Raw genomic sequence first — 24,807 nt, forward strand, 5'->3', positions numbered from 1 at the left:
GGGGGCGGTGTGGTGAAGGCTCAGGTGGGGAACGGGCCGCTTTCCGGCAAGCGGAGGTCCGGCTTGTCCAGCTCCTCCACGTTCACGTCCTTGAAGGTGATGACGCGAACGTTCTTGACGAACCTGGCGGGGCGGTACATGTCCCACACCCACGCGTCCGACATGCGCACCTCGAAGTACACCTCGCCGTCGGCGTTGCGCACCTGCACGTCCACCGAGTTGGCCAGGTAAAAACGCCGTTCGGTCTCCACGACGAACGAGAACTGGCTGACTATGTCGCGGTACTCCTTGTACAGCGACAGTTCCATCTCGGTCTCGTACTTCTCGAGATCCTCTGCACTCATTACGCCTCCGCGCGGGTCATCTGCTCCGCGCCCTCCCTCGTCGCGAGCTCCCCGGCGTCAGCCGGGGCTGCATCATTCTGGACCACGGCCGCCGCGGTCGTGGCGCGCGCCACCCTGTGCGGCGCGGCGAGGCCGTGCTTGGCAGCCGCTGCTGCCACATTTACATACGACCAGCGGTGCTCTGCACACGGGCCGTGCTCCATCAACGCTGCCGTGTGGTCTGGTGTGCAGTAGCCCTTGTGCACGTTGAAGCCGTACTCGGGATGGCGATCATGCAGATCTGCCATGATCCGGTCTCGCGTGACCTTGGCCAGCACTGATGCCGCTGCTACGCAGGCTGCGGCCTGGTCGCCCTTGAGGACCGCCACGTTCGGTGCGGGCATGCCGGGCACCTTGAAGCCGTCCGTCAGGACGTAGCCGGGGTGCGTGTCCATCTGGGCCACGGCTCGGCGCATGCCCTCGATGTTCATGACGTGGATGCCCAGCCAGTCGATGTCTGCGGGCGAGACGACCACGATCGAGTGATCGAGCGCACGCTTCAGGACCAGGTCGTACATGCGGTCGCGGGCGGCGGCCGTCATCAGCTTCGAGTCGTTGAGGCCCTCGAACCGTGCTGCGTCGCCCGGCCGGAGGACGCACGCCGCGATCACCAGTGGGCCTGCGCACGGGCCTCGGCCCGCCTCGTCGACGCCGGCGACCGGGCCCAGGCCCCGGCGCTCCAGCGTGCTCTGCAGCGCCCAGTTCCCCGACGAGCCCCGCACCACCGCGCGGGGCGGCATCAGCATGGTCATCGGCGGAATCGGTCTCGCACTCGACGTCCGAGCAGCAGAAGCGGCCACGCGCCGACGATACCCAGGCCCAGCGGCACGTTCTCCTGCCAGCCCGGCGCACCCATCGCCACGGTCTGCGGGTTGTGGTCGGACACCCCGCCCCACCTGGACGGGGGCAGCACGATCACGCGCGCCTTGCCGATCACGTCGTCGACCGGCACGAGGCCGTTGAGGCCGCCCTGGCCCTGGCAGCGCGAGTCGCACGAGTGGTTGCGGTTGTCGCCGAGCACGAACAGCATCCCGTCCGGGATCTTGAGCTCCTCGAACGACTCCTGCTCGGCCGGCGAGCCCTCGTCGTAGTGCTTGTACGGCTCGTCGAGGGGCTTGCCGTCCACCGTCACGCGGTTCTGCTCGTCGCAGCACTTCACGGTCTGGCCGCCGACGGCGATCACGCGCTTGACGAAGTCCTCCTCGTTCGCCGACGGCAGGCCGACGAGCGACCCGAGCCACGACAGCCCCTGCGAGATCGGGTTGCCCGGCTCGGCGGAGATGAAGTCGTTCTGCCACGACGGCGGCCCGCGGAACACGATCACGTCGCCCGGCGCCGGATCGGTGAAGCGGTAGGTGACCTTGTCGACGAGCACTCTGTCGCCGTAGCAGTCGGTGCACCCGTGCAGCGTCGACTCCATCGACTCCGACGGGATCATGTAGACGCGGCCGAGGAAGATCTGGATGCCGATCGCGAGGCCGAAGGCGACCAGGATCAGGACGGGCAGTTCCTTCCAGAAGTTGCCCTTTTTCTTCTGCTTCGCGGGCTTGTCCGAAGCGTCCGAACTGGGCTCGTCACCGGGCTGGTTCTGCTCTGGAGCGTCGTCGACCACGAGATCAGCCTAGGGGCTGCGGGTTGTGATCCGACACAACACTCCACCGATCTTTCGGGAAAACGACGTACCGGGCCTTGCCGATGACGTTCTCGAGCGGAACGGTGCCCGCTACGCCCCCACCGCCCTGTTTGCGCGAGTCGGTGGAGTTCATCCGGTTGTCCCCCATCACGAACAACCGCCCCTCCGGCACGCGCACGGGAGCGAACGGTTCGTGGTCCGCGGGGGAAGTGCCGGTCTGCCAATGCACGTACGGCTCGTCCAACGGCTTTCCGTCCACGACGACGCGGTGCTGCTCGTCGCAGCACATCACCGTCTGGCCGGGCAGCGCGATCACGCGCTTGACGAAGTCGCGCTCGTTCGCGGGAGCAATCCCCAGCAGCGAACCGATGTTCTGCACGAAGCCCGCGACGGGATTCGTCGAGCGGGCTTGCCTGAACTCGTGGGACGTCCACGCCTCCGGGCCGCGGAACACGACCACCTCGCCCGGCTCGACGTCACCGAAGCGGTAGGTGATCTTGTCGACCAGCACCCGGTCGTTCTCGCAGCCGGTGCACCCGTGCAGCGTGTTCTCCATGGACGCCGAGGGGATCACGTAGACCCGCGCCACGAACGCCTGGATGAGCGCCGTCAGCACGACGGCCGTCAACGCGACGTAGAGGACTTCTCTCCACACAGGAGTACGCCCCCGCTCCGGTTCGTCCGGCGCGGAGGCGTCCTCCGTGTCTTCTGGGCTCGAAGCCACCGATCAGGAGACCGGCTTGGCCTCGCGCTTCTCCTTGATCTTGGCGGCCTTGCCGCGCAGGTCGCGGAGGTAGTACAGCTTGGCGCGACGGACGTCACCGCGGGTGACGACCTCGACCTCGGAGATGTTCGGGGAGTGCACCGGGAAGGTGCGCTCGACGCCGACACCGAAGGAGACCTTGCGGACGGTGAAGGTCTCGCGGATGCCGCCACCCTGGCGACGGATCACGACGCCCTGGAACACCTGGACGCGCTCGCGCGAGCCCTCGATGACGCGGACGTGAACCTTCAGCGTGTCACCGGCGCGGAACGCCGGGATGTCGGTGCGCAGCGACTGGGCGTCGAGTGCGTCCAGGATGTTCATCGGTGGTTCCTCACGTGTCTTGAACTCCCCAGAGCATGTTCCATGGCTGTGCACGACATGATGGGGGTCGGCTTGTGTGCGCACGCCGGTAGCACACCGGCAGCGGCAACTGTTCCAGTGTGCCAGACCGGGCACTCCGGAATGAAATCGGGCTACTCCCCGCCCTCGCGCAGGCGCGTGAGCAGGGCCCGGTCGTGCTTGTCGAACGCCTCCGCCGGCAGGGATTCCAGCAGGTCGGGACGGCGTTCGAAGGTGCGGGCGAGTGACTGGTCACGCCGCCAGCGGTCGATCATCCTGTGGTTGCCGGAACGCAGCACGGCCGGCACCTCCAGGTCGCGCCACACCAACGGCCGCGTGTAGCTCGGCCCTTCGAGCAGCCCGTCCTGGAACGAGTCCTCGGCGTGCGACTTCGGGTTGCCGAGCACGCCGGGCAGCAACCGCGCGACCGCTTCCACGATCGCCAGCACGGCCACCTCGCCGCCGACCAGCACGTAGTCCCCGATGGACACCTCGTCGACACGCACGCGGCGACGAGCGTCATCGACCACACGCTGGTCAATGCCTTCGTAGCGACCGCACGCGAACACGAGGTGCGACTCGCTCGCGTACTCGTGCGCCAAAGCCTGCGTGAACGGGCGTCCGGCCGGCGTCGGCACGATGAGACGCGTCTCGTCCGTGCACACGTCGTCCAGGGCGGGACCCCAGATGTCGGCCTTCATGACCATCCCCGGCCCACCGCCGTACGGGCTGTCGTCGACGGCCTTGTGCACGTCCTGGGTCCAGTCCCGCAGGTCGTGCACGCCGACGCTGATCAGGCCCTTGTCGATCGCCTTCCCCAGCAACGCCGCGCGCAGCGGCGCGAGGTACTCGGGGAAGATCGTGACGACGTCAATCTGCATCGAGCAGGCCCTCGGGCGGGTCGATCACGACGCGGCCGCCGCGGACGTCCACGGTGGGCACGATCTCGCGCACGAACGGGATCAGCGCCTCGCCCTTGTCGCGGAGGACCACGAGCAGCTCGCCACCGGGACCGTGCAGGACCTCCTTGACCGTGCCGATCTTCGTGCCGTCGACGAGTTCGGCCGCGAGCCCTTCGAGCTCGTGGTCGTAGAACTCGTCGGGGTCGTCGGTCGGCGGCAGGTCGTCGGTGCTGCCCAGCAGCAACGTCCCGCGCAATGCCTCCGCCACGTCGCGTGTCACGACTTCGGCGAAACGCACGAGCAGCCGCCCGGCATGAGGCCGGGCGGCTGTCACGGTGAGGCTTCGGGACGTGCCGTCACGCAGCTTGGCCTGCATCGTCGCCCCGATCGCGAAGCGCATCTCGGGAGAGTCAGTACGCACGTCAACGGCTAGTTCGCCGGTGATCCCGTGCGCCTTGGCCACACGGCCGACAACGACGTCCATTTGCCCTTTGCAGCTTCGTTCAGCGGTCGGTGTCGACGACGTCGACCCGCACACCACGACCGCCGATGCCGGCCATCACGGTGCGCAGGGCCGTCGCGGTGCGACCGCCACGACCGATCACCTTGCCGAGGTCGTCCGGGTGGACGTGGACCTCGAGGGTGCGGCCGCGGCGGGTCGTGACGAGGTTCACCCGGACGTCGTCCGGGTGGTCGACGATGCCGCGAACGAGGTGTTCGAGGGCGTCAGCCAACAAACTCACGCCTCGTCCTTGGGCGCCTCGGCGTCAGCCTTGGGGGCGTCGTCGGCCTTCTTGGCCTTCTTCGCCTTCGGCGTGGTGGCCTCGGTCATCGGCTCCTCGTTCGCGGCGGCGAGCGCGGCGGCGAACAGGTCGGCCTTCGACGGCTTCGGCTCCTTGACCTTCAGCGTGCCCTCGGCACCCGGCAGGCCCTTGAACTTCTGCCAGTCACCGGTGATCTCCAGCAGGCGCTGGACGGACTCGGTCGGCTGCGCGCCGACACCCAGCCAGTACTGCGCGCGCTCGGAGTCGACCGCGATGAACGACGGCTCTTCCTTCGGGTGGTACTTGCCGATCGTCTCGATGGCCTTGCCGTCGCGACGGGTGCGCGCGTCGGCGACCACGATGCGGTAGTACGGCTGGCGGATCTTGCCGAGACGCTGAAGCTTGATCTTGACGGCCATTGGCCTGGTACTCCTCGAGAGCTCTGTGTTGATGGTTCGCACAGCCGTGGCCCGGGCAGAGGGGCCGACCACGACGGACAGCGGGCAATTGTGCCAGATGGGGGCCGGTGGATCCGAATCGGGGCTACGCGAACGGCGCCACGGAGCCGAGCGCCTCTCGCACCGCACGCGCGTGCGCGACCGCACCAGGCGTGTCGCCGTGCACGCACAACGACTCCGCCTGCGTCTTCAGCACCGTGCCGTCGACCGCGACGATCTCGCCGTCCAGCAGCCGGGTGGCCCGTTCGATGATCTGCGCGGTCTCGGTGAGCAGGGCGTTGGGCTCCTTGCGCGGTACGAGCGTGCCCTCCGGCGTGTAGCCGCGGTCGGCGAACGCCTCCTGCACGGGCCGCAGCCCGGCCCGGGAGGCCTTCTCCAGCAACTGCGAGCCCGGCAGACCCAGGATCGGCAGGTCCTTGAACGCCTTGGTGCCGTTCACGACGGCCTCGGCCTGCTTCTCGTGGTGCACCGTCGCGTTGTAGAGAGCACCGTGCGGCTTCACGTAGACGACCTCGGTACCTGCTGCTCGTGCACACGCATCGAGCGCACCGATCTGGTAGAGCACCTCGTCCGCGAGCTCGACCGGGTCGGCATCGATGAACCGGCGACCGAACCCGGCCAGGTCGCGGTAGGACACCTGGGCGCCGATCTTCACGCCGTTGCGCGCGGCCTCCTCGCACACACGACGCATCGTGGACGGATCACCGGCGTGGAAGCCGCACGCCACGTTCGCGCTGCTGATGACACCGAGCAACGCGGTGTCGTCGCCGAGCTCCCAGATCCCGAAGCCCTCGCCGAGATCGCTGTTCAGGTCCATCACATGACCCCGACGGCGACGAGCAGGAGCGTGAGGCCCGGCAGGAAGTTGTTCATCACGTGCGCCACGATGCTCGCCCCGAGCCGGCGGGTGAGCAGGCGGGCGATGCCGATCGGGATGGCGATCACGAGCAGCAACGACGTGCGCAGCGGTTCGAAGTGGCCGATCGCGAAGATCACCGTGGTGAGCCCGAACGCGGCCCAGCGGCTCCAGCCCTGGCGTTCGACGGCGCCCCACAGCAGGCCGCGGTAGATGATCTCCTCGCAGACCGGCCCGATGAGGCTGACGTAGAGGAACATCGTGATCGCGGCGCCGAGCGGCAGGTTCGACCCGGACAGCAGGTCCCCGACCGCGCTCGTGGCGTTCTCCTCGCCGACCACCTTCGCCCAGACCGTGGCGGCGGCGTAGGTGAGGACGAGGCCGAGGATGCCGAGCTTCAGGCCGATCGCCACGTCCTCCCTGGTCATGCTGAACCGGAGGTCGATCTTCGGGCCGTTGCCGCGGACGTACGTGATCACGATCGCGACGCCGGCCGCGAGCACCGTCGGCACGATCGAGCCGATCAGCACCAGCGGCACGGAGTCGAGCAGGCTGACGCCGAACTGCTTCGCGATCGCCGTGATGAACACGGCGCTCAGGATGAAGACGGCTTCCACCAGCAGGAACGCGCCGAACCCCCAGCGCTGGCCCACCCGTTCGGGCTCCGGGTTGCGACTGATGTCCCGCACCGAGTCGACAAAGCCCGCGACGAAGCCGCGCTTGGGCTTCAGGGATTCCGGCTCACTCACGCTCTGCAATCTAGTCACGGGGCGGCTGCCGGCGGCGGAACAGCAGGCACTGGCACACACATGATCAGCCCACCTCGCGATCGACGCAGCCGCCCAGGAAATCCGAGATTACTGTGCGGCACCGGCGGAAACCGGACCAACCGCCTGGCCAATAATTGGTCAGATCGGGTCTCCGCCGGTTGTCCTGCTCCCGATGGGTGGATCGGCGTACAACGGCTGCTACTAAACCCTTGACCGCTGATCAACGACGCAGAGACGTCTCCCGGGTCATGTGCGAGAGCTTCTCCGGGTTGCGCACCGCGTACAGCCCGCTGATCCGCCCGTCCTCCACCCGCACCGCGATCACGGTGTCGAGCTCGCCACCGAACCGCACGACGAGCGCCGGGTACCCGTTGACCTGGGCGGGTTCCATCGTCCAGCCGGTCACCCTGAGCATGCCGCCGAGCAGCATCCGCGCGACCTTCGAGGACCCGACGACCGGGCGCGGGACGGCCTGTTTGACGCCGCCGCCGTCGCCCATGAACACCACGTCGGGGGCGAGCAGGTCGAGCAACGCCTGGAGGTCGCCCGTCTCGGTGGCGCGCTGGAAGGCGGCCAGGGCCTCGCGGGACGCGGCCTGGGTGACGACCTCGCGCGGGCGTCGGGCCGCCACGTGGGAACGGGCGCGGTGGGCGATCTGGCGGACGGCGGCCGGGTTCTTGTCGACGGCCCTGGCGATCTCGTCGTAGTCCAGGTCGAAGACCTCGCGCAGGACGAAGACGGCGCGTTCGGTCGGGGTGAGGGTTTCGAGGACCAGCATCATCGCCATCGAGACGCTGTCGGCGAGTTCGACGTCCTCGGCGACGTCCGGCGTGGTCAGCAGCGGTTCCGGGAGCCAGGAGCCGACGTAGGACTCCTTGCGGCGGCCCAGCGTGCGCAGGCGGCCCAGCGCCTGGCGGGTCACGATCCTGACCAGGTAGGCGCGGTGGTTGTCGACCGTGCCGTGGTCGACGCCGGACCAGCGCAGCCAGGTCTCCTGCAGCACGTCCTCGGCGTCGGCGGCGGAGCCGAGCATCTCGTAGGCGATCGTGAAGAGCAGGTTGCGGTGGCTGACGAACGAGTCGGTCGCGACGTCCATGGACACAAGACACCAGGGGAACGGCGTTTGTGACAGTGGCGCGGATCATAGTCACACGGAACGCGGCACCGGCATCTCGTGGTCGTCCAGCAAGGCCCACGAGGGAGGAACCACCATGGAACCGCGCATCAACCTCTTCGCCACCCAGACCGGCGCCAAGCTCGCGAAGCGGTTCGCGGGTCTCAACGCGGTGCTGCACGAGTCGACGCTGCCGAAGAGCGTGATCGAACTGGTCAGCCTGCGCGCGAGCCAGATCAACGGCTGCGGCCTCTGCCTCGACATGCACGTCAAGGAGGCCATCGCGCAGGGCGAGGACCCGCTGCGGCTGCACCTCGTGGCCGGGTGGCGCGAGACCACCGTCTTCACCGACGCCGAACGGGCCGCGCTCGCGCTCACCGAGGAGGGGACCCAGCTGACGCCGCTCGGCACGAGCGACGAGACCTGGGAGGCCGTGCGCAAGCACTTCGACGACGAGGAGACCGTCGCGCTGGTCAGCCTGATCAGCCTGATCAACGCCGCGAACCGGCTCAACGTGATCACCCGCCAGAAGGGCGGCGACTACCAGGTGGGCGCGTTCGCCCAGCACGGCTAGTGGATGCGGCCCCTGAGCATGACCACGCGCGGCGACCGGAGGACCTCGAGGTTCTCCCGCGGATCTTCGTCGTACACGACGATGTCCGCGGCCGCGCCCTCGGTCAGCGACGGGAAGCCGAGCCACTCGCGGGCGTTCCACGACGCGGCGCCGATGGCGTCCAGAGGGCTCATCCCCACGCCGTGCAGCGCGACGATCTCGTCGACGATGCGGCCGTGCCGGATGCCACCGCCCGCGTCGGTGCCCGCGTAGACGGGAATGCCCGCCTCGATCGCGGAGGCCACCGTGCGCGACACACGGGCGTGCAGGTCACGCATGTGGTTCGCGTACTTCGGGTACTTGCCGGCCTTCTCGGCGATGCCGGGGAAGGTCTCGATGTTGATCAGCGTCGGCACCAGCGCGGTGCCGCGCGAGGCCATCAGCGAGATCGTGTCGTCGGTCAGGCCGGTGCCGTGCTCGATGCAGTCGATGCCCGCGTTGATCAGGCCCGGCAGCGCGTCCTCGCCGAACACGTGGGCGGTGACCTTCGCGCCGGCGGCGTGGGCGACCTTGATCGCCTGCTCCAGCTCGTCGTCCGTCCACAGTGGAGCGAGGTCGCCCTCGCCGCGGTCGATCCAGTCGCCGACCAGCTTCACCCAGCCGTCGCCGTGCGCGGCCTGCTCGGCCACCGCCGACACCAGGTCGGTCTCGACCTCGACGCTGATGCCCGGGATGTAGCGCTTCGGACGGGCGATGTGCTTGCCCGCGCGGATGATCCGCGGCAGGTCCAGGCGCTCCTGCAACGGCGTGGTGTCGATCGGCGAGCCGCAGTCGCGGATCAGCAACGTGCCCGCGTCGCGGTCCGTGATCGCCTGCTCGACGGCCTCGGGCAGCTCGACCCCGCCCTGCGGGCCCAGGCCGACGTGGCAGTGCGCGTCGACCAGGCCCGGGACGAGGAACCCGCCGTCGACCACGGTCTGCGCGCCCGGCACCGGCCTGGTGCGGACGCGGCCGTTGACGACCCACAGGTCTCGCGGCTCGCCGTCCGGCAGGACGACGCCGCGCAGGTGCATGGTCACTTCTTCTTGTCGTCCCCGTCGAACTTGAACTTCGACGGGTCGAAGCCGGGCGGGAGCTCGTTCATGCCGCCGGTGAGCTTTGACAGGTCGGGCATGCCGCCGGGAGGCATCCCGGGCATGCCACCGGGGAACATCCCCGGCGGGAAGCCGCCCTTGATCTTGGGAGGCGTCGGGCCGCGTCCGCCCTTGCCCTTCTTCCCCTTCTTGCCCTTGCGGTTCTTGCTGCCGCCACCGCCGCCGAAGCCCATCCGGCCGGCCATCGAGGCCATCATCTTGCGGGCCTCGAAGAAGCGGTTGACCAGGTCGTTGACGTCGCTGACCTTGACGCCCGAGCCGTTCGCGATGCGCAGCCGGCGGGAGCCGTTGATGATCTTGGGGTCGTCGCGCTCGGCCGGGGTCATGCCGCGGATGATCGCCTGGATGCGGTCGAGGTGCTTCTCGTCGAGCTGGCCCAGCTGGTCCTTCATCTGACCCGCGCCGGGCAGCATGCCCAGCAGGTTCGCGATCGGACCCATCTTGCGGATGGCGAGCATCTGCTCGAGGAAGTCCTCGAGCGTGAGCTGGCCGGTGTGCAGCTTCGCGGCGGCCTTCTCGGCCTGCTCCTGGTCGAAGTGCTGCTCGGCCTGCTCGATCAGCGTCAGGACGTCGCCCATGCCGAGGATGCGCGAGGCCATCCGGTCGGGGTGGAAGACGTCGAAGTCCTCGAGCTTCTCGCCGTTGGACGCGAAGAGGATCGGCTGGCCGGTGACCTCGCGGACCGACAGCGCGGCACCACCGCGGGCGTCACCGTCGAGCTTGGTGAGCACGACACCGGTGAAGCCGACGCCGTCGCGGAACGCCGTGGCGGTGTTGATCGCGTCCTGACCGACCATGGCGTCGACCACGAACAGGACCTCGTCCGGGTTGACGGCGGCCCGGATGTCGATGGCCTGCTTCATCATCTCCTCGTCGACACCGAGCCGGCCGGCCGTGTCGACGAGGACGATGTCGTGCTGCCGGGCCTTGGCCTCGTCGATGCCGCGGCGCGACACCTCGACGGGGTTGCCCACGCCGTTGCCGGGCTCGGGGGCGAACACGGGCACGCCCGCGCGCTCACCGACGACCTGGAGCTGCGTGACGGCGTTCGGGCGCTGCAGGTCGGCGGCGACGAGCAGCGGCGTGTGGCCCTGGCCCTTCAGCCACTTGGCCAGCTTGCCCGCGAGCGTCGTCTTGCCGGCACCCTGCAGACCCGCCAGCATGATCACCGTGGGCGGGTTCTTCGCCAGGTTCAGCCTGCGGGTCTCGCCGCCGAGGACGTTGACGAGCTCCTCGTTGACGATCTTCACGACCTGCTGGGCGGGGTTCAGCGCCTGGTGGACCTCCGCGCCCTTGGCGCGTTCCTTCACCTTGGCGATGAAGCCGCGCACAACGGGCAGCGCGACGTCGGCCTCGAGCAGGGCGACCCTGATCTCGCGGGCGGTCGCGTCGATGTCGGCGTCGCTGAGCCGGCCCTTGCCGCGAAGGCCCTGGAGAACCGTGGTCAGCCGGTCGGAAAGCGTGGAGAACACGCCTCCCAGACTAGCCGTTCACCTCGTCGCGCCCGGTGTGCCTCCCCAGGCCCGTGATGCAGGATGCTGCGCATGGGGCGAATCTTCCTCAGTTACCACGGTCACGACGAGGGCGACGCCATCGCGCTTTACCTGCGTGACGCCCTGCTGGCCGCGGGCTTCGAGGACGTCCACGCCTACACCGCGCCCGGCTCCGGACCCGACGTCTCCCTGCCGTGGAAGGACAGCCTGCGCCGCGAACTGCTCGGCGCCGACGCCCTGATCGCGGTCACCTCACCCGGTTCGTTCTCGGAGTGGTGCATCTGGGAGTCGTCTGTCTTCCGCGAACGCAAGCCGCACGCGCCGTGCATCGAGTTCTTCAGTGCCCGCTCCCAGCACCGTGCGATCCTCAACGACCTCCAAGCCCAACGCGTCGATGCCACCTCGCCCGCCTCGTTGGCCGCCGCCCGCGACACGGTGCTGGAGGTGCTCGAACGTGCGGGGGTCAGCAAGGCCGCACCTCTCTCGTCCCCCTTCCCCGGTCTGAAGGCGTTCGACGAACACCAGGCCTCTCTCTTCTTCGGGCGCGAAGACGACATCCAGCGCCTCGCCGAACCGTTGCTCGGCCGCCGCTCGCACGGCGCGATGGCGGTCATCGGCCCGTCTGGCGCCGGCAAGTCGTCGCTGGTCCGCGCCGGTCTGATCCCGCTGCTGCGCCGCGAGGGCTGGACGATCATCGGCCCGGTGACGCCCTCGCAGGGCGTGCTGCCGCCGATCGAGGGCCCCGGACGCCGGCTCGTGGTGCTCGACCAGGCCGAGGAACTGCTGATGACCGAGTCTTCCGACCTGGTGCAGCAACTGGTCGACGCGAGCCGTGGCGAAGCATGGGTCGTGTACACCGTGCGCGCCGATTTCCTGGACGAGCTCATGAGCAGAGAGGACTTCGCACCTCTCTTACGCGACGATTTCCTGGTCACGCCACTCACGAAGGCCGAACTACCGGTGGTCGTGAACGGTCCGTTGCGCTCCTTCGGCTGGAGCGTCGACGACGCCGCGTTGGGCCTCATCCAGGAAGACGCCAGCCGTGAGTCACTGCCGCTGCTGGCCTTCGCACTGGAGAACCTGTGGCGCCACGTGAACCCGGACGGCAAACGCGCCCCCAGGCCGATCACCCGCGCCGAGTACGTGGCGTCCGGCCGCGTCATGGACGTGCTGCGGTTCCAGGCCGACGAGGCCCTCGCGATGGCCCGCGACCTGGTGCGCGACGAGGACGGCTCGTGGCCCTCGGTCCGCGACGCCGAGCACCGCGTGCTGCAGGCCCTGCGGCGGCTGGTCGCGGTCGACGAGACGGGGAAGTTCACCCGCTGCTCGGTGGCGGCGTCCGACCTGTCCGCGGAGAACCGGCGGCTGCTGGACCCGTTCATCACCAACCGCGTGCTCACCGCGACCCGCGAGACCGTGGAGGTGGCGCACGAGAGCCTGTTCCTGCACTGGCCGCGATTACGGGAGGAACTGGAACGCGATCATTCGTGGGCGTGGCGCGGAGCGGACGGGCTCGACCCCGACGACGCCGTCCGGTTGCTCGTGAACGCGCCGGACCCGACCGGCTGGCGGCGAAGTCTTCTGCGCGCCACGGCCTCCACGCACCTCCTGCGGTCGTTCACCGGGCACTCCGACGGCGTCTGCGGCGTGGACTGGTCGCCGGACGACACCGCGCTCGTGACAGGTTCGAAGGACGGCACGGTCCGGTTGTGGGACGCCGAGACGGGCGAGTGCGAGCACGTCTTCACCCACGGCGACGAACGCGGCGAGGTCAGGGCCGTCGCCTGGTCGCCGAAGGGTGACGTCGTCGCCTCGGTCTCCACCGACAGGACGCTGCGGTTGTGGTCGGCGCGGACCCGCAGGCAGATCCAGGTGATCGGGCTCCCGGCCGGCCCGCGGTCGGTGCGCTTCGACAGCGACGGGCAACGCGTCCTGGTCGCCTGCGACGACGGTGGCGCGTACCTGTGGAGAGCCGAGAGCGACACCCCGGTACCGGTCGACGAGCCCCGCAGACCAGCAGGCACCGCGTCCGGCGAGCGGGTGGCCGGCCACCGCGAACCCGGCGCGCCTCCTGGCACCTCCGTCGAGGACGGGACCAGGAGGTCTTCGGACGCCGGCCCGCGCGACCACGACCAGGGCGTGCCCGACCAGAGCCCGGAACCCGATCAGAGCAGTTCGGCCGACGTCGGGCACGCCGAGCCGCTGGTCGACAGACGGCTCGAGATGCCCCGGCAGGTCACCGGCGCTGTGGACGGGGTCCACGACCTGCAGAGGTACTCCACCGCCGACTCACTCGAAGACGCCCTGTGCTCGCTGCACGGGAGCGAACGGTTCACGCCTTCGGCCTGGCTGCGCAGAACGCGCGAGATCGAGGAACGGCGGGCGAACGAGATCGGCTCATTGTCTTGGCCGGCCGGCGTCCGGTACGACGACCACCACCGGCTCCTGGCGGATCAGCTGATCCCGTGCTGCGCCAGCGCCTCCAGCAGCACGGGCTCGCGGCGCCCCACCGGGGCCGTGGAGATCTGCGCGAACCGCAGCCCCGCCGCCACGGCCGCGCCGTCGGCCACCGGGTCGTCACCGACGTACAGGCACTCGGACGGGGCGACGTCGAGCCGCGTGCAGGCGGCGTCGAAGGCGCGCGGGGAGGGCTTGGAGAAGCCGATCTCGTAGGACAGGGCGAAGGCGTCCACGGCCAGCGACTCGCGCCGGAAGAGGGCGCGGATGTCCCACGAGATGTTGCTCAGCACGCCGACCTTCAGCGGACGGGTGGTGGCCAGGGCGGCCGCCGTGTCCGCGTAGGGCAGCCAGAAGGCCGGGTTGTGCAGGCGGTGGAACAGGTCGTCGGTCATCGTGAGCCCGGCCAGGCGGAACAGGGTCCAGTGGGCGGAGCGGTTGGCCAGGGCCGTGAGGTCCCTGGCGTCCCAGACCGCGCGCTCGGCGGCGTTCATCCGCGCCACGAACGGTGCCGGGGCGCGCAGCACGGAGAGGTGCCGCGCCGGCAGCCACGGGTGGGACGGGCGCCCGAAGAGGGTGCCGGCGAAGTCGAAGAGGACGGCCTTGATCACGACACCATGATGCGCAGACCACCCGAGGTCCCCGCACGGGTGAGGAGCGTCACGCCGGTGAATCCGAACGGCACCCAGCCCGCCTCGAACCGCGCGCGCATCGACGAGCCGCGGCGGACGTGCCGTTCGAACGCGTGCGTGCGGACGACGCGCTTGCGGGCGATCTGGCCGTCCAGCGCCTGGGCCGCCGAGGCGTCGAGCCACAGGAAGTGGCGGGAACGCCGCGACAGCACGCCGGCGAGCAGCAGCATGAAGCGCGTGCCGGGCCTCGTGGACGGCTCGTGGACGACCAGCAGGCCCGGGCTGAACAGCGCTGCCCAGAACACGCGCATCCGGTGTGTGAGGTGCACGAACACGCGCCAGAACCGGTACGGGAGCCGCACGCGCGGTTCGAGCCACGTGCGCACCTGGTCGGAGTCGAGGACGGTGACCGGTTCGTCCGCGTCCAGGCGGGTGAGCAGCGTCGTCTTGCCCGCGCCGGGGATCCCGGCGAGGACGACGAGCGAGCGCGGCTCCACTCGGACGGTGGCGATCTGCGTGTTCAACACGGCGGTCATGTCCTAGAAGACGTTCTGACCATCCCTCTCGTTCAGTTTGGTCCGATTTCACACGAAATGCATAGCTTTCCGCGCAACGGTGACGGAACACCCGAGAGGGACTCGGCGGTGGTGCGGGTGCGCGGGACCTCCCCCGGCACCGTCACCGCGCACCACCGCTTCTGCCCGTCCGGGAAGCGGTCCACCCCTCGAGGACGCTTTCCGGACACCACGAAGACTGCCGGTTCCGGAGGTCGCGCAGGAGCGTGAGCACCCGGAGAGGTTGTGCGTAGAGCTACTCAACCTCTACCTGGCCGCGTCGAGCACCGCCCGTTCGATCCGGCGGCGGTCGAGGTCGTCGCCCGCGATGCTGAACGAGTCGACGACCGTCGCGCCCAACGTGGACACCCGCGCCCACTGCACGTCCGCTCCGCACTGCTCCAACGCGCCCGCCACGCGGTGCAGCAGCCCGATCCGGTCGGCGGCCCGCAGTTCCAGCACCACCGCGCCGGTCGCCTCGTCGTCGAACCACAGCACCTTCGACGGCGGCGGGTCGACGGGCGGGCCGCCGTAGTCGCGTTCCTTCGCGGCGAGCTTGTCCGCCAGCGGCAACGAGCCCTCGATCGCCCTGGAGAGCTGTTCGCGCAACAGGGTCGCGTCGGGCAACGAGCCGAAGCGCGGTGACACGGTGAACGTGTCGACCGTTGCGCCACCGTGCGAGTGCAACGTCGCCGCGTGCACCTCCAGCGAGTTCAGCGCGAGCACCCCGGCGGCCTTGGAGAGCAGTCCCGGACGGTCCGGCGCGATCACCGTCACGACCGCCGCGTGGTCCTGCTTCTCCAGCAGCACGTCCGGTTTCCCCGACGCCGCGACTCGTTCGGCCATGGCCACGTGCACGGGGTCGAGCGGTTCCGGCTTGGGCAGCGCCTCCCCCGCCATCGCCGTGCGGCAGCGCTTGACCAGGTCGGCCAGCAGCGAGGCCTTCCAGTCCGTCCACACACCCGGACCGGTCGCGATGGAGTCCGACTCCGCCAGCGCGTGCAGCAGTTCCAGCAGGACCGCGTCACCACCGAGCGTCTCGACGACCCGGTGGACCGTCGCCTCGTCCTCGACGTCGCGGCGGGTCGCGGTGTGCGGCAGCAGCAGGTGGTGGCGCACCATCGCCGACAACGTCTCGACGTCCTGCGGCCACAGCCCGATCCGCTCGCCGATCTGGGTCGCCAGCGCGGCGCCCACCTCGGAGTGGTCCTGCTGCCGGCCCTTGCCGATGTCGTGGATCATCGCGCCCAGCAGCAACAGGTCGGGTCGTGACACCGTCGTCGCCAGCCTGGCCGCGTGCGCGACCGTCTGCACCAGGTGCCGGTCGACCGTCCACACGTGCGCGGCGTCGCGCGGCGGCAGGTCCCGCACCGCGCCCCACTCGGGGAACAGCCGGCCCCACAGACCCGTGCGGTCCAAGGCCTCCACGACGTCCACGAGCCCGCTTCCGCTACCCAGCAACGCCAGCAGTTCCTCGCGGGCCTCGCGCGGCCACGGCTGGCGCAGCTCGGGCGCGGAGTCGGCGAGCCGGGTCAGCGTCCCGTTCGCGATCGGGTGCTTGCTGCGTGCAGCCGCCGTCGCGACACGCAACAACAACGCCGGATCACGGCTCGGAATCGCGTCACGGGCCAGCGACACCTCAGACCCGTGCAGCACAACGCCTTCGTCCAACGGCCTGCGCGGCGGTTGTCCCCTGAGGAACGCTCCGAGGCCGCGCTTGGGTGCGGCGGCACGGGCGGCCCGCATGGCCACGTCGAACGCGTAGACGACCGTTCGTGCGGCCGAGGAGAGCGAACGGGCCAGAGCGAAGCGGTCCGCCAGGCCGAGCGCGGACGCGACCTCGTCACCGTCCTGCGCCCGCAGCACGTCGCGGGGTTTGCGCGCCACGCGGCGGAGTTCGGTGCGGACGTCCAGCAGCAGGCGGCGCGCCTCGTCGACGTCGGCGGACGGCCTGTCCACCAACTGCGCGAGGGACAACGCGTCCAGCATCGTGAGGTCCCGCAGCCCGCCGCGGCCGTGCTTCAGGTCGGGCTCGACGCGGTGGGCGATCTCACCGCTGCGCGCCCAGCGCTTCTGCGACGACTCGGCCATCTCGTCGAGCCGGTTGCGAACGTTGCCGCGCCACGCCTGGCGTGCGCCGTCCGCGAGTTTCTGCGTGACCTCCGGATCACCGGCGATGTGCCGGATGTCCAGCAGTCCCAGTGCCGTCCGCAGGTCACCGGCCGCGACTCGGAGCGCTTCCCCGACCGTGCGGACGGAGTGGTCGAGCCCGATGCCGGAGTTCCACAGCGGGTACCAGAGCTTTTCGGCGATGTCGTCGACGTTCTTCACGCCGTTGTGGACGAGGACCAGGTCGAGGTCTGAGTAGGGCACGAGCTCGCGCCGCCCCAGCCCGCCGACCGCCACGAGCGCGATACCCGGTCCGGATACCCCCGCTCCCCCCGCGTGCTTGGTGAGCCAGAACTCGTGCAGGTCCACGAGTGCTTCGCGCAGAGGTTCGGCGGTCAAGCGACGACGACCTGGCACGAGCAGCCTTTCGCGTGCTCGCACCAGGTCGTCAGCCGTGACGACGGCCGTTTCGTTGTTCTCCACGGGCCGTCTCCTATTGGTTAAAGCGCATCCGATCCACGTTCGCCCGTGCGCACGCGCACGACCGTGTCGACCGAAGTGACCCAGACCTTCCCGTCACCGATCTTGCCGGTGCGGGCGGCCTCGACGACCGCTTCCAGCACCTTCTCGACGGCGGTGTCGTCGATGACGACCTCGATCTTGATCTTGGGCACGAAGTCCACGGAGTACTCGGCCCCGCGGTAGACCTCGGTGTGACCCTTCTGGCGGCCGTAGCCCTGCACCTCGCTGACGGTCATGCCCAGCACCCCGAGCTGTTCGAGGGCGCCCTTCACGTCGTCGAGCGTGAACGGCTTGATGATCGCGGTGACCAGCTTCATTTCTTGTTGCTCCCCTCGAGGACCGCGGTGGCGCCCGCGGCCACGCTCGGCTTGCCGGTGCCACGCGCACTGGTGAGGCTGCCGTACTCGTAGGCGCGCTCAGCGTGCTCGGACTCGTCGATGCTCGCCACCTCGGCCTCTTCGGTGGCCCGGAACCCGACGGTGAACTTCACCAGGTAACCGAGGGCCAGGCTCAGGACGAACGAGTAGCCGAGGACCGCGAAGGCACCGACCGCCTGGCGCCAGAGCTGGTCGACGCCGCCGCCGTAGAACAGGCCGTTGATCTTGGCCGGGGCCGCCTCGCTGGCGAACAGGCCGATCAGGATCGTGCCGGACAGACCACCGACGAGGTGCACGCCGACGACGTCGAGCGAGTCGTCGAAGCCGAAGCGGTACTTGAGCGACACGGCGAGAGCGCAGAGGACACCGGTGATCGCGCCGATCGCGATGGCGCCGATCGGGGTGACGGCGGAACAGGCGGGGGTGATGGCGACCAGGCCGGCGATGACGCCCGACGCGGCACCGAGGGTGGTGGCCTTGCCGTCGCGGATGCGCTCGGTCAGCAGCCAGCCGAGCATCGCGGCACAGGTGGCGACCAGCGTGTTGATGAACGTGACACCGGCGGTGCCGTTCGCGCCCAGGGCCGAACCGGCGTTGAAGCCGAACCAGCCGAACCACAGCAGACCGGCGCCCAGCACGACCAGCGGCAGGCTGTGCGGCTTCATGGGCTCCTTCGGCCAGCCGACGCGCTTGCCGAGCACGAGCGCCAGGGCGAGACCCGCGGCACCGGCGTTGATGTGCACCGCCGTACCACCGGCGAAGTCGATCGCGAGGAGCTTGTTGGCGATCCAGCCGCCGGGGTCGATGACGTTGCCGGCCTCGTCCTTGCCGTCGAAGTCGAAGACCCAGTGCGCGACCGGGAAGTAGACGATCGTCGCCCACAGACCCGCGAACAGCAGCCACGGGCCGAAGCGGGCGCGGTCGGCGATGGCGCCGGAGATCAGCGCGACCGTGATGATCGCGAACATGGCCTGGAACGCCACGAACACGGTGCTCGGGATCTTGCCCGACAGCGAGTCGGCGCCCAGCAGCCCGTTGAGGCCGAAGAACTCGAACGGCTTGCCCAGCAGGCCTCCGCCGACGTCCGCGCCGAATGCCGTCGAGTACCCGAACAGCACCCACAGGACACCGACCACGGCCATCGCGCCCAGGCTCATCATCATCATGTTGAGCACGCTCTTCGAACGGACCATGCCTCCGTAGAAGAAGGCAAGGCCCGGCGTCATCAGCAGCACCAATGCGGCGCTGGTGAGCACCCAGGCGGTGTCCCCTGTATCCACTTCGACCTCCACTGCACGTCGGTTGCAGGGAGCATCGGTATGTCCTGTTTCACGCGCTTACGCAGAACGTTTCGCGGAGGTGAACTGTCGACCTGGACGTGTTACGTCCGCGTTTCACGCCGTTCACGGCCTCGATTCGGGCACCTCACGGCACCGGAGCGGTGACCAGGAGTAGCCCGCGGTCTCACCCTTCCGCATGACGCGGGCGAACCGCGTCCCCCGGTGCGCTCACCGGGGGACGCGGACTGCGATCTGACTTGTTACGCGATCGAGAACGGGCCCGCCGGGACGCGCGGCTTCACGGACAGGACCGAGGTCTCAGCCGGCTCGACGGCGGCGCACGAGGTGCCGTTGCGCGGCAGCTTGAGCGACACGAGGTACTCGTTGTTGATCTTCAGGGTGCACTCGCTGCGGTCGTAGACGCCGTGGCCCCAGCCTTCGTAGGTCACGAAGACGGTGGTGTCACGGGTCTGACGGTGCGCGTTGACCGCCCACTCGTACGCCGTCGCCGGGTCGTGCTTGGCGTTGGTGAGCAGGATCTTCGGCGAGTTCTTGATCTTCAGCGTGCGCTGCGGGTTCGTGGCCTTCGGGAACCCGACGCAGCCCATCATCGCGCCGTGGCCGAGCGAGGAGCCGCGGGTGTTCGGCGCGATCCGGTACTCCGACTTCGTCAGCGCCTGGTACTCGCCCCACGAGCTCACGCGCAGGTTGTAGTCGTTGCAGAAGATGCCCGGGAACGGATTCGGGAACGTCTCCTCGGCCGCGAAGGCCGAGAACGCCGACTTCGGCGCCTGCGTGCCGTCGATGATCTGCTTGATCTGGTCGGCGAAGCCCTTCCAGTTGGGGCCGTACGCCATGCTGACCACACCGCCGCCGAGGTCCTCCGGCGTCAGCTTGGCGGCCGGGTCCCACGGGGCCGGCACCTCACCGCGCTCGGCCTTCGCGAGCAGGTCCTTCCAGATCTTGCGGAGGTCCTGGCCGTGGAACGGCGACGACGTGGTGCGGTCGTTCCACTTGATCCACTCGTTGAACGAGTCCTCGGCGGTGCGCGCCTCGGAGTCGAGGAACGCCTTCGTGCCGAGGCTGTGGTCCATGTTGGAGTCGATGATCATGGCGCGGATGTTCTTGCCGAACTTCTCCGCGTAGTGCTGGCCCATGATCGTGCCGTACGAGATGCCGTAGTAGTTGATCTTCTTCTCGCCCAGGGCGCGGCGGATGGAGTCGATGTCCTGCGCCACCTCCGCGGTCGAGGCGTGGTTGAAGATCGCGCCGGTCTGCTTCTCGCAGTCCGCGCGCAGCTCCTTGTTGAACACGACCAGCGCGTCGAACTCGGCCTTGGTCTTCGGGTAGCTCGACGGCGTCTTCTGCAGCAGCTCCGCCGAGCACTTGATCGGCGCGCTGCGGGCGACACCGCGCGGGTCGAACCCGATGATGTCGAACTTGTCGACGATCTCCTTGCTGAAGTAGCGGTCGGCGCCGAAGGAGAAGTCGACGCCCGACCCACCCGGTCCACCGGGGTTGATCACCATCGCGCCGATGCGCTGCGCCGGGTCGTTCGCCTTGCGGCGCGACACGGCCAGCTGGAACTTCTCGCCTCTCGGCTTGGCGTAGTCGACGGGCAGCTCGAGGAAACCGCACTCGACCGCCGGCACCTCTTCACACGGCTTCCAGTCGACCGCGCCGACGTTGAACTCCGGCTGCCCTTCCGGAGCCGCGATCGCGACCTGACTCGCACCTAGAACCAATGCGGAACTCGCGATCGCGGCGCCGAAGACGCGCACCATCGGTTGCATGGAATTCCTCCCTAGATCCCCGAACTTGCGGGAGGAACGCTTCCACCGATCGTGTGACGCGGACAACCGTCCTAGGTAGGGATGCGAATCAGACCGTGGTCGGACAACCACGGCCTGTTAGTCGTTTTGGCCGACACGATTGGCTCCACCGCGGCGCACCGGGTTCCGTCGTGCGGCAGCTTCAGTGACAGCAGGTAGTCGTCGTTGATCTTCCTGGTGCACTCGCTGCGTTCGTAGACCACGTGGCCCCAGCCCTCGTAGGTCACGAAGACCGTGGTGTCACGGGTCTGCCGGTGGGCGTTGACCGCCCACTCGTAGACCGTGGCCGGGTCGTACCTCGAGTTGGTCATGAGGATCTTCGGCGCGTTCTTGATGGTGAGCGGCCGCTGCGGGTTCGAGGCCTTCGGGAGTCCGGCGCACGCCACGAGGAAGGTGTGGCCGAGCGCGTTGCCGCGGGTGTCGGGCGAGAGGCGGACGTCCATCGCGTGGACGGCCTGGTACTCGCCCCACGAGCGAATGCGCAGGTTCCAGTCGTCGCAGAAGACGGCGACGGCGGGGAACTCGACCAGCTCGGTCTTGGCGAACGCGCCGGCCTGCACCGGGTCGCCCTGCTCCAGCGCCGCGGTGTGCTCGGCGAGCCACTGCCACTCCGGCAGGTAACCCGTGCCCTGCACGAGCGCACCGAGCGCCTCGGCCGTCACGACGTCGCCCTGCGCGTCCTTCAGCTCACCGCGGTCGGCCTTGGCGAGCAGACCACGCCAGACGGCCCGCAGGTCCCTGCCGTGGAACGGCGACGACGGCGTGCGGTCGCTCCACTTCACCCACTCGTCGAAGACGCCGGCCACGCCGCGCGACAGGGTCTCGATGAACCTCCAGGTGCCGAGGCTGTGGTCCACCACGGAGTCCTGCACCATCGCGCGGACGTTCCTGCCGTACAGCTCCGCGTACTGCTGGCCCATGAACGTGCCGTACGAGACGCCGAAGTAGTTGATCTTCTTCTCGCCCAGCGCGCGCCGGATGGCGTCGATGTCGTGCGCGACGTCCGTCGTCGAGACGTGGTCGAAGAGCGCGCCGGTGTTCTTGCGGCAGTCCGCTCGCAACTCCCTGTTGTACGCGACCACCGCGTCGAACTCGGCCCTGCTCTTCGGGTAGAGCGACGGCTGCCGCGCCAGCACGTCCGCCGAGCACCTGATCGGCGCGGACCGGGCGACACCGCGCGGGTCGAAGCCGATGACGTCGAACCGGTCGGTGATCTCCTTGCTGAAGACGCCCTCGGCGGCGAAGGAGAACTCGACGCCCGACCCGCCGGGACCGCCGGGGTTGATGATCATCGCCCCGATGCGCCTCGACGGGTCGCTCGCCCTGCGCCGGGACACCGCGAGCGGGAACTTCTCGCCCTTCGGTCTCGCGTGGTCGACCGGTAACTCCAGGAAGCCGCACTCGATCGCCTGAGCCTCGGCACAGGGCTGCCAGGCGATCGAGCCGGCTCCCCGTTCCGGAGCGGCGACGGCTTGTCCCGTCCCCACCAACAACACCGAACTCACCAGCACGGCGCCGAAAACGCGTAGCCGCATGGATTTCCTCCCTGTGCAACGGATCTTGAGGGAGGAACGCTGCCATCAGCTGGTCGTAGTGGTCCAGACCTTCTCAAGCCGTGACACGCCATCGTTCGTGAGCGTGCCGATGACCCGCAGCCGCGCCATGCCACCGTCCGGGTAGATGTCGAGGCGGACGGCCGTCGCCTCCGTCTCGGGCACGAGGAACCGGTGCCGCGTGTCGGGCTGCAGCCGGGTGCGCGGGAGCAGGTCGAACCACGTGTCGGGGTCCGCGCGCTCGTCACAGCCGCGCACCGACGCCCAGCCCGGCGCGTTGCCCTTGAAGTGGCTGGTGTCGAGCTCGACCAGCCGCACGACGCCGGGGGCGGCGAGCCGGAGCGACACCCAGTCGTTGCCGTCGTCACGGCGGCGCGCGGTCTCCCAGCCCTCGCCCATGACCGTGGCCTGACCAGGCGCGATGAGGTTGTTGGGCGAGCTGTAGAACATGTTGCTGCACCCGGTGACGACGGCGCCGTTCTCCAGCGCGGCGAGGTCGATGCCGGCCACGAGCAGACGCGGGTCCGCGAGCGGTTCGCCGTGCACGCGCAGACGAGCCACACCGCCGTCCGGGTCGATGGTCAGCCGTACGTGCGTGACGCGACGGCCTTCCTTCACGTCGAAGAAGTGCTTCTCGTCGCCCTTCAACGCCGTGCGTTCGACCAGCGGGAACCAGTCCGTGATCTCGTCGGCGGACGGGTAGCCGTCGGCGTGCGCGCCCTCGACCCAGCAGAACGGCGGGTAGTTGCCCTTGAAGAACGCCGTGTCGACGACGACCCCGCGCACGACACCGGGCATGCCGAGCCTGACCACGGCCTGGTCGACGCCCGGTTCACGGCGGCGGCGGGTCTCCCAGCCGTCGTAGACCTGGCCTTTGTGGCCGAAGGTGTAGGTCTGGTAGACCGGCTCGGCGGGTTTGATCAGGTTCTCCCGCTCGGCGAACAGCTCGTCGTTCGCCCAGACCACACCTCCACCGGCCGCGCGCGAGGCGAGGTCCGGCAGCCGAGTCCACTCCGTCATGCTTCTCCTCTTCTGAGCAGCTTGCCTTGGGTCGTGCCGATCTCCTTGCCACGCAACCACGTCTGCCGCACGACGCCGTGCAGCGAGCGACCGTGGTACGGCGTGACGGGGTTGCGGTGGTGCAGCGCGTTCTTGTCCACCACGAAGGTCTGGTCCGGCGCGAACACCACGAGGTCCGCGTCCTTGCCGACCTCGATGGCGCCCTTGGTCTCCAGCCCGACCTGGCGCGCCGGGTGCGTCGCCATCCAGCGGACGACGTCGGTGAGCTGGAAGCCGCGTTCCCGCGCGCCCGTCCACACCGCCGGCAGACCGAGCTGCAGCGACGCGATACCGCCCCACGCCGTGGCGAAGTCACCCGCCTTCAACTCGACCGTGCTCGGCGAGTGGTCGCTGACGACGAGGTCGATCACGCCGTCGCGCAGGCCCTGCCACAGCGCCTCGCGGTTCTCCTGCTCGCGGATCGGCGGGCAGCACTTGAACTCCGTCTGCCCGTCGTGGATCTCCTCCGCCGTGAAGGTGAGGTAGTGCGGACAGGTCTCGGCGGTGATGGGCAGGCTCTCCCGCTTGGCGGCGCTCAGGATCGAGAGCGCGTCCGACGACGACAGGTGCAGGACGTGCGTCCGCGCGCCGGTCCTGCGGGTCAGCTCCACGACGTCGCTGATCGCCTTGTTCTCGGCCTCACGCGGCCGTGACGCCAGGAAGCCCGCGTAGTCCGGTTCGGAGTCACGAACCGTGTGCGCGTCTTCGGCGTGCACGATCGTCAACGCGTCGAGCGTCGCCAACTCCCGCAGCGCGGCTTCGAGTTCACTCGTGGTCACGGCCGGGAACTCGTCCACGCCCGAGTGCAGCAGGAAGCACTTGAACCCGAAGACGCCGGCCTCGTGCAACGGCTTCAGGTCCGCGAGGTTGCCGGGGATGATGCCGCCCCAGAACCCGACGTCCACCGACACCTTCGCCGCGGCCTTGCGCTTGATCTCCAGCGCGGCGACCTCGACCGTCGGCGGGATGCTGTTGAGCGGCATGTCGATGATCGTCGTGACGCCGCCGGCGGCCGCGGCGCGGGTCGCCGTCGCGAAGCCCTCCCACTCGCTGCGGCCCGGGTCGTTGACGTGCACGTGCGTGTCGACCAGGCCGGGCAGCAACACCTCGTCGTCCGCGAGGTGCACGACGTTCGGCGAGTCGATGTGCGGTTCGACGGCGACGATCCTGCCGTCGACGACACCGACGTCGCACGCGATCTCGCCCTGCGGGGTCACGACCCTGCGGGCGCGGAAGACCAGGTCCAT

The 24,807-nt window shown here is 69.3% G+C and carries 23 protein-coding genes and 2 pseudogenes; 2 read left to right on the forward strand and 23 right to left on the reverse strand.

From position 1 onward, the window contains the following. Positions 1 to 20: 20 nt before the first annotated feature. The 12 genes and pseudogenes from BMY74_RS18670 to BMY74_RS18725 all read right to left on the reverse strand — a co-directional run bounded on the left by BMY74_RS18670 (position 21) and on the right by BMY74_RS18725 (position 7,967). Complete coding sequence (locus BMY74_RS18670) at positions 21 to 344, reverse strand: DUF2469 domain-containing protein (RefSeq protein WP_030468024.1); 324 nt, start codon at positions 342 to 344, stop codon at positions 21 to 23. After that, positions 344 to 1,135 (reverse strand): ribonuclease HII, encoded by a 792-nt coding sequence (locus BMY74_RS18675; RefSeq protein ID WP_089917556.1) that lies wholly within the window; start codon positions 1,133 to 1,135, stop codon positions 344 to 346. The genes BMY74_RS18670 and BMY74_RS18675 overlap by 1 nt, the downstream gene beginning before the upstream one ends. Continuing rightward, positions 1,132 to 1,995: a signal peptidase I gene (gene lepB, locus BMY74_RS18680; RefSeq protein ID WP_089917557.1), complete on the reverse strand. Its 864-nt coding sequence runs from the start codon at positions 1,993 to 1,995 to the stop codon at positions 1,132 to 1,134. Before lepB (BMY74_RS18680) ends, BMY74_RS18675 begins: the two co-directional genes overlap by 4 nt. 16 nt (positions 1,996 to 2,011) lie before the next feature. Then, positions 2,012 to 2,740, reverse strand: a pseudogene (gene lepB / locus BMY74_RS18685) (signal peptidase I); the annotation flags it as partial. A gap of 3 nt (positions 2,741 to 2,743) precedes the next feature. Continuing rightward, complete coding sequence (rplS, locus tag BMY74_RS18690; RefSeq protein ID WP_089917560.1) at positions 2,744 to 3,103, reverse strand: 50S ribosomal protein L19; 360 nt, start codon at positions 3,101 to 3,103, stop codon at positions 2,744 to 2,746. 152 nt (positions 3,104 to 3,255) lie between these two features. Next, positions 3,256 to 4,002 (reverse strand): tRNA (guanosine(37)-N1)-methyltransferase TrmD, encoded by a 747-nt coding sequence (gene trmD, locus BMY74_RS18695; RefSeq protein WP_089917562.1) that lies wholly within the window; start codon positions 4,000 to 4,002, stop codon positions 3,256 to 3,258. Continuing rightward, positions 3,992 to 4,507 carry a ribosome maturation factor RimM gene (gene rimM / locus BMY74_RS18700; RefSeq protein WP_089917564.1) on the reverse strand — a complete coding sequence of 172 codons (516 nt, stop codon included), beginning with the start codon at positions 4,505 to 4,507 and terminating at the stop codon, positions 3,992 to 3,994. Before rimM ends, trmD begins: the two co-directional genes overlap by 11 nt. A gap of 19 nt (positions 4,508 to 4,526) precedes the next feature. Further along, positions 4,527 to 4,766, reverse strand: a complete 240-nt coding sequence (locus tag BMY74_RS18705; protein WP_030468017.1) for an RNA-binding protein — start codon at positions 4,764 to 4,766, stop codon at positions 4,527 to 4,529. After that, positions 4,763 to 5,206, reverse strand: coding sequence for a 30S ribosomal protein S16 (gene rpsP, locus BMY74_RS18710; RefSeq protein WP_086663382.1), 444 nt, complete (start codon positions 5,204 to 5,206; stop codon positions 4,763 to 4,765). Before rpsP ends, BMY74_RS18705 begins: the two co-directional genes overlap by 4 nt. Before the next feature lie 124 nt (positions 5,207 to 5,330). Further along, positions 5,331 to 6,062, reverse strand: a complete 732-nt coding sequence (locus BMY74_RS18715) for a LamB/YcsF family protein (protein ID WP_089917566.1) — start codon at positions 6,060 to 6,062, stop codon at positions 5,331 to 5,333. Continuing rightward, positions 6,062 to 6,850, reverse strand: coding sequence for a CPBP family intramembrane glutamic endopeptidase (locus tag BMY74_RS18720; RefSeq protein ID WP_089917567.1), 789 nt, complete (start codon positions 6,848 to 6,850; stop codon positions 6,062 to 6,064). Before BMY74_RS18720 ends, BMY74_RS18715 begins: the two co-directional genes overlap by 1 nt. 241 nt (positions 6,851 to 7,091) lie before the next feature. Then, positions 7,092 to 7,967, reverse strand: coding sequence for an RNA polymerase sigma-70 factor (locus BMY74_RS18725; protein WP_089917569.1), 876 nt, complete (start codon positions 7,965 to 7,967; stop codon positions 7,092 to 7,094). Positions 7,968 to 8,082: 115 nt separating this feature from the next. On the opposite strand from BMY74_RS18725, the gene BMY74_RS18730 reads away from it, so the two are divergent. Continuing rightward, positions 8,083 to 8,559, forward strand: a complete 477-nt coding sequence (locus BMY74_RS18730; protein WP_089917571.1) for a carboxymuconolactone decarboxylase family protein — start codon at positions 8,083 to 8,085, stop codon at positions 8,557 to 8,559. Here BMY74_RS18730 and BMY74_RS18735 read toward each other — a convergent pair. Further along, complete coding sequence (locus tag BMY74_RS18735; RefSeq protein WP_089917766.1) at positions 8,556 to 9,611, reverse strand: amidohydrolase family protein; 1,056 nt, start codon at positions 9,609 to 9,611, stop codon at positions 8,556 to 8,558. The two genes, BMY74_RS18730 and BMY74_RS18735, sit on opposite strands and share 4 nt — an antisense overlap. 2 nt (positions 9,612 to 9,613) lie before the next feature. Next, a complete protein-coding gene (gene ffh / locus BMY74_RS18740) occupies positions 9,614 to 11,164 on the reverse strand; it encodes a signal recognition particle protein (RefSeq protein WP_089917573.1) in 1,551 nt (516 codons plus the stop codon). Between the two features lie 72 nt (positions 11,165 to 11,236). Here ffh and BMY74_RS46835 point away from each other — a divergent pair. Next, positions 11,237 to 13,021 (forward strand): annotated as a pseudogene (locus BMY74_RS46835) (nSTAND1 domain-containing NTPase); the annotation flags it as partial. 617 nt (positions 13,022 to 13,638) lie between these two features. Here BMY74_RS46835 and BMY74_RS46235 read toward each other — a convergent pair. From BMY74_RS46235 to allB, 9 genes are all read right to left on the reverse strand, one after another. Further along, the gene (locus BMY74_RS46235; protein ID WP_089917576.1) at positions 13,639 to 14,253 is read right to left on the reverse strand and encodes an HAD family hydrolase; all 615 of its coding nucleotides are present in this window, start codon (positions 14,251 to 14,253) and stop codon (positions 13,639 to 13,641) included. Beyond that, positions 14,250 to 14,810 (reverse strand): AAA family ATPase, encoded by a 561-nt coding sequence (locus BMY74_RS18755; RefSeq protein WP_089917578.1) that lies wholly within the window; start codon positions 14,808 to 14,810, stop codon positions 14,250 to 14,252. The genes BMY74_RS46235 and BMY74_RS18755 overlap by 4 nt, the downstream gene beginning before the upstream one ends. A 285-nt stretch (positions 14,811 to 15,095) precedes the next feature. Next, positions 15,096 to 17,420 carry a [protein-PII] uridylyltransferase gene (locus BMY74_RS18760; RefSeq protein WP_089917580.1) on the reverse strand — a complete coding sequence of 775 codons (2,325 nt, stop codon included), beginning with the start codon at positions 17,418 to 17,420 and terminating at the stop codon, positions 15,096 to 15,098. Between the two features lie 17 nt (positions 17,421 to 17,437). After that, a complete protein-coding gene (locus tag BMY74_RS18765) occupies positions 17,438 to 17,776 on the reverse strand; it encodes a P-II family nitrogen regulator (protein WP_089917583.1) in 339 nt (112 codons plus the stop codon). After that, complete coding sequence (locus BMY74_RS18770) at positions 17,773 to 19,116, reverse strand: ammonium transporter (RefSeq protein ID WP_089917769.1); 1,344 nt, start codon at positions 19,114 to 19,116, stop codon at positions 17,773 to 17,775. Before BMY74_RS18770 ends, BMY74_RS18765 begins: the two co-directional genes overlap by 4 nt. Before the next feature lie 260 nt (positions 19,117 to 19,376). Continuing rightward, positions 19,377 to 20,909 carry an alpha/beta fold hydrolase gene (locus BMY74_RS18775; RefSeq protein ID WP_089917585.1) on the reverse strand — a complete coding sequence of 511 codons (1,533 nt, stop codon included), beginning with the start codon at positions 20,907 to 20,909 and terminating at the stop codon, positions 19,377 to 19,379. A gap of 71 nt (positions 20,910 to 20,980) precedes the next feature. Then, on the reverse strand, positions 20,981 to 22,483 hold the full coding sequence (locus BMY74_RS18780; RefSeq protein WP_089917587.1) for an alpha/beta hydrolase: 1,503 nt from the start codon (positions 22,481 to 22,483) through the stop codon (positions 20,981 to 20,983). A gap of 45 nt (positions 22,484 to 22,528) precedes the next feature. Beyond that, positions 22,529 to 23,521, reverse strand: a complete 993-nt coding sequence (gene alc, locus BMY74_RS18785) for an allantoicase (protein ID WP_089917589.1) — start codon at positions 23,519 to 23,521, stop codon at positions 22,529 to 22,531. After that, on the reverse strand, positions 23,518 to 24,807 hold the full coding sequence (allB, locus tag BMY74_RS18790; RefSeq protein WP_089917591.1) for an allantoinase AllB: 1,290 nt from the start codon (positions 24,805 to 24,807) through the stop codon (positions 23,518 to 23,520). The genes alc and allB overlap by 4 nt, the downstream gene beginning before the upstream one ends.

This window comes from Lentzea albida (assembly GCF_900111005.1).
GTDB classification, from domain to species: domain Bacteria; phylum Actinomycetota; class Actinomycetes; order Mycobacteriales; family Pseudonocardiaceae; genus Lentzea; species Lentzea albida.

Coding starts and splice junctions, on each gene's coding strand:
- BMY74_RS18670 (WP_030468024.1), bottom strand. CDS start 344: ATGAGTGCAGAGGATCTCGAGAAGTACGAGACCGAGATGGAACTGTCG.
- BMY74_RS18775 (WP_089917585.1), bottom strand. CDS start 20,909: ATGCAACCGATGGTGCGCGTCTTCGGCGCCGCGATCGCGAGTTCCGCA.
- rimM (WP_089917564.1), bottom strand. CDS start 4,507: ATGGACGTCGTTGTCGGCCGTGTGGCCAAGGCGCACGGGATCACCGGC.
- BMY74_RS18735 (WP_089917766.1), bottom strand. CDS start 9,611: ATGCACCTGCGCGGCGTCGTCCTGCCGGACGGCGAGCCGCGAGACCTG.
- BMY74_RS18725 (WP_089917569.1), bottom strand. CDS start 7,967: ATGGACGTCGCGACCGACTCGTTCGTCAGCCACCGCAACCTGCTCTTC.
- rpsP (WP_086663382.1), bottom strand. CDS start 5,206: ATGGCCGTCAAGATCAAGCTTCAGCGTCTCGGCAAGATCCGCCAGCCG.
- BMY74_RS18755 (WP_089917578.1), bottom strand. CDS start 14,810: ATGACCGCCGTGTTGAACACGCAGATCGCCACCGTCCGAGTGGAGCCG.
- BMY74_RS18730 (WP_089917571.1), top strand. CDS start 8,083: ATGGAACCGCGCATCAACCTCTTCGCCACCCAGACCGGCGCCAAGCTC.
- allB (WP_089917591.1), bottom strand. CDS start 24,807: ATGGACCTGGTCTTCCGCGCCCGCAGGGTCGTGACCCCGCAGGGCGAG.
- BMY74_RS18715 (WP_089917566.1), bottom strand. CDS start 6,062: ATGGACCTGAACAGCGATCTCGGCGAGGGCTTCGGGATCTGGGAGCTC.
- BMY74_RS18675 (WP_089917556.1), bottom strand. CDS start 1,135: ATGACCATGCTGATGCCGCCCCGCGCGGTGGTGCGGGGCTCGTCGGGG.
- BMY74_RS18780 (WP_089917587.1), bottom strand. CDS start 22,483: ATGCGGCTACGCGTTTTCGGCGCCGTGCTGGTGAGTTCGGTGTTGTTG.
- trmD (WP_089917562.1), bottom strand. CDS start 4,002: ATGCAGATTGACGTCGTCACGATCTTCCCCGAGTACCTCGCGCCGCTG.
- BMY74_RS18765 (WP_089917583.1), bottom strand. CDS start 17,776: ATGAAGCTGGTCACCGCGATCATCAAGCCGTTCACGCTCGACGACGTG.
- alc (WP_089917589.1), bottom strand. CDS start 23,521: ATGACGGAGTGGACTCGGCTGCCGGACCTCGCCTCGCGCGCGGCCGGT.
- rplS (WP_089917560.1), bottom strand. CDS start 3,103: ATGAACATCCTGGACGCACTCGACGCCCAGTCGCTGCGCACCGACATC.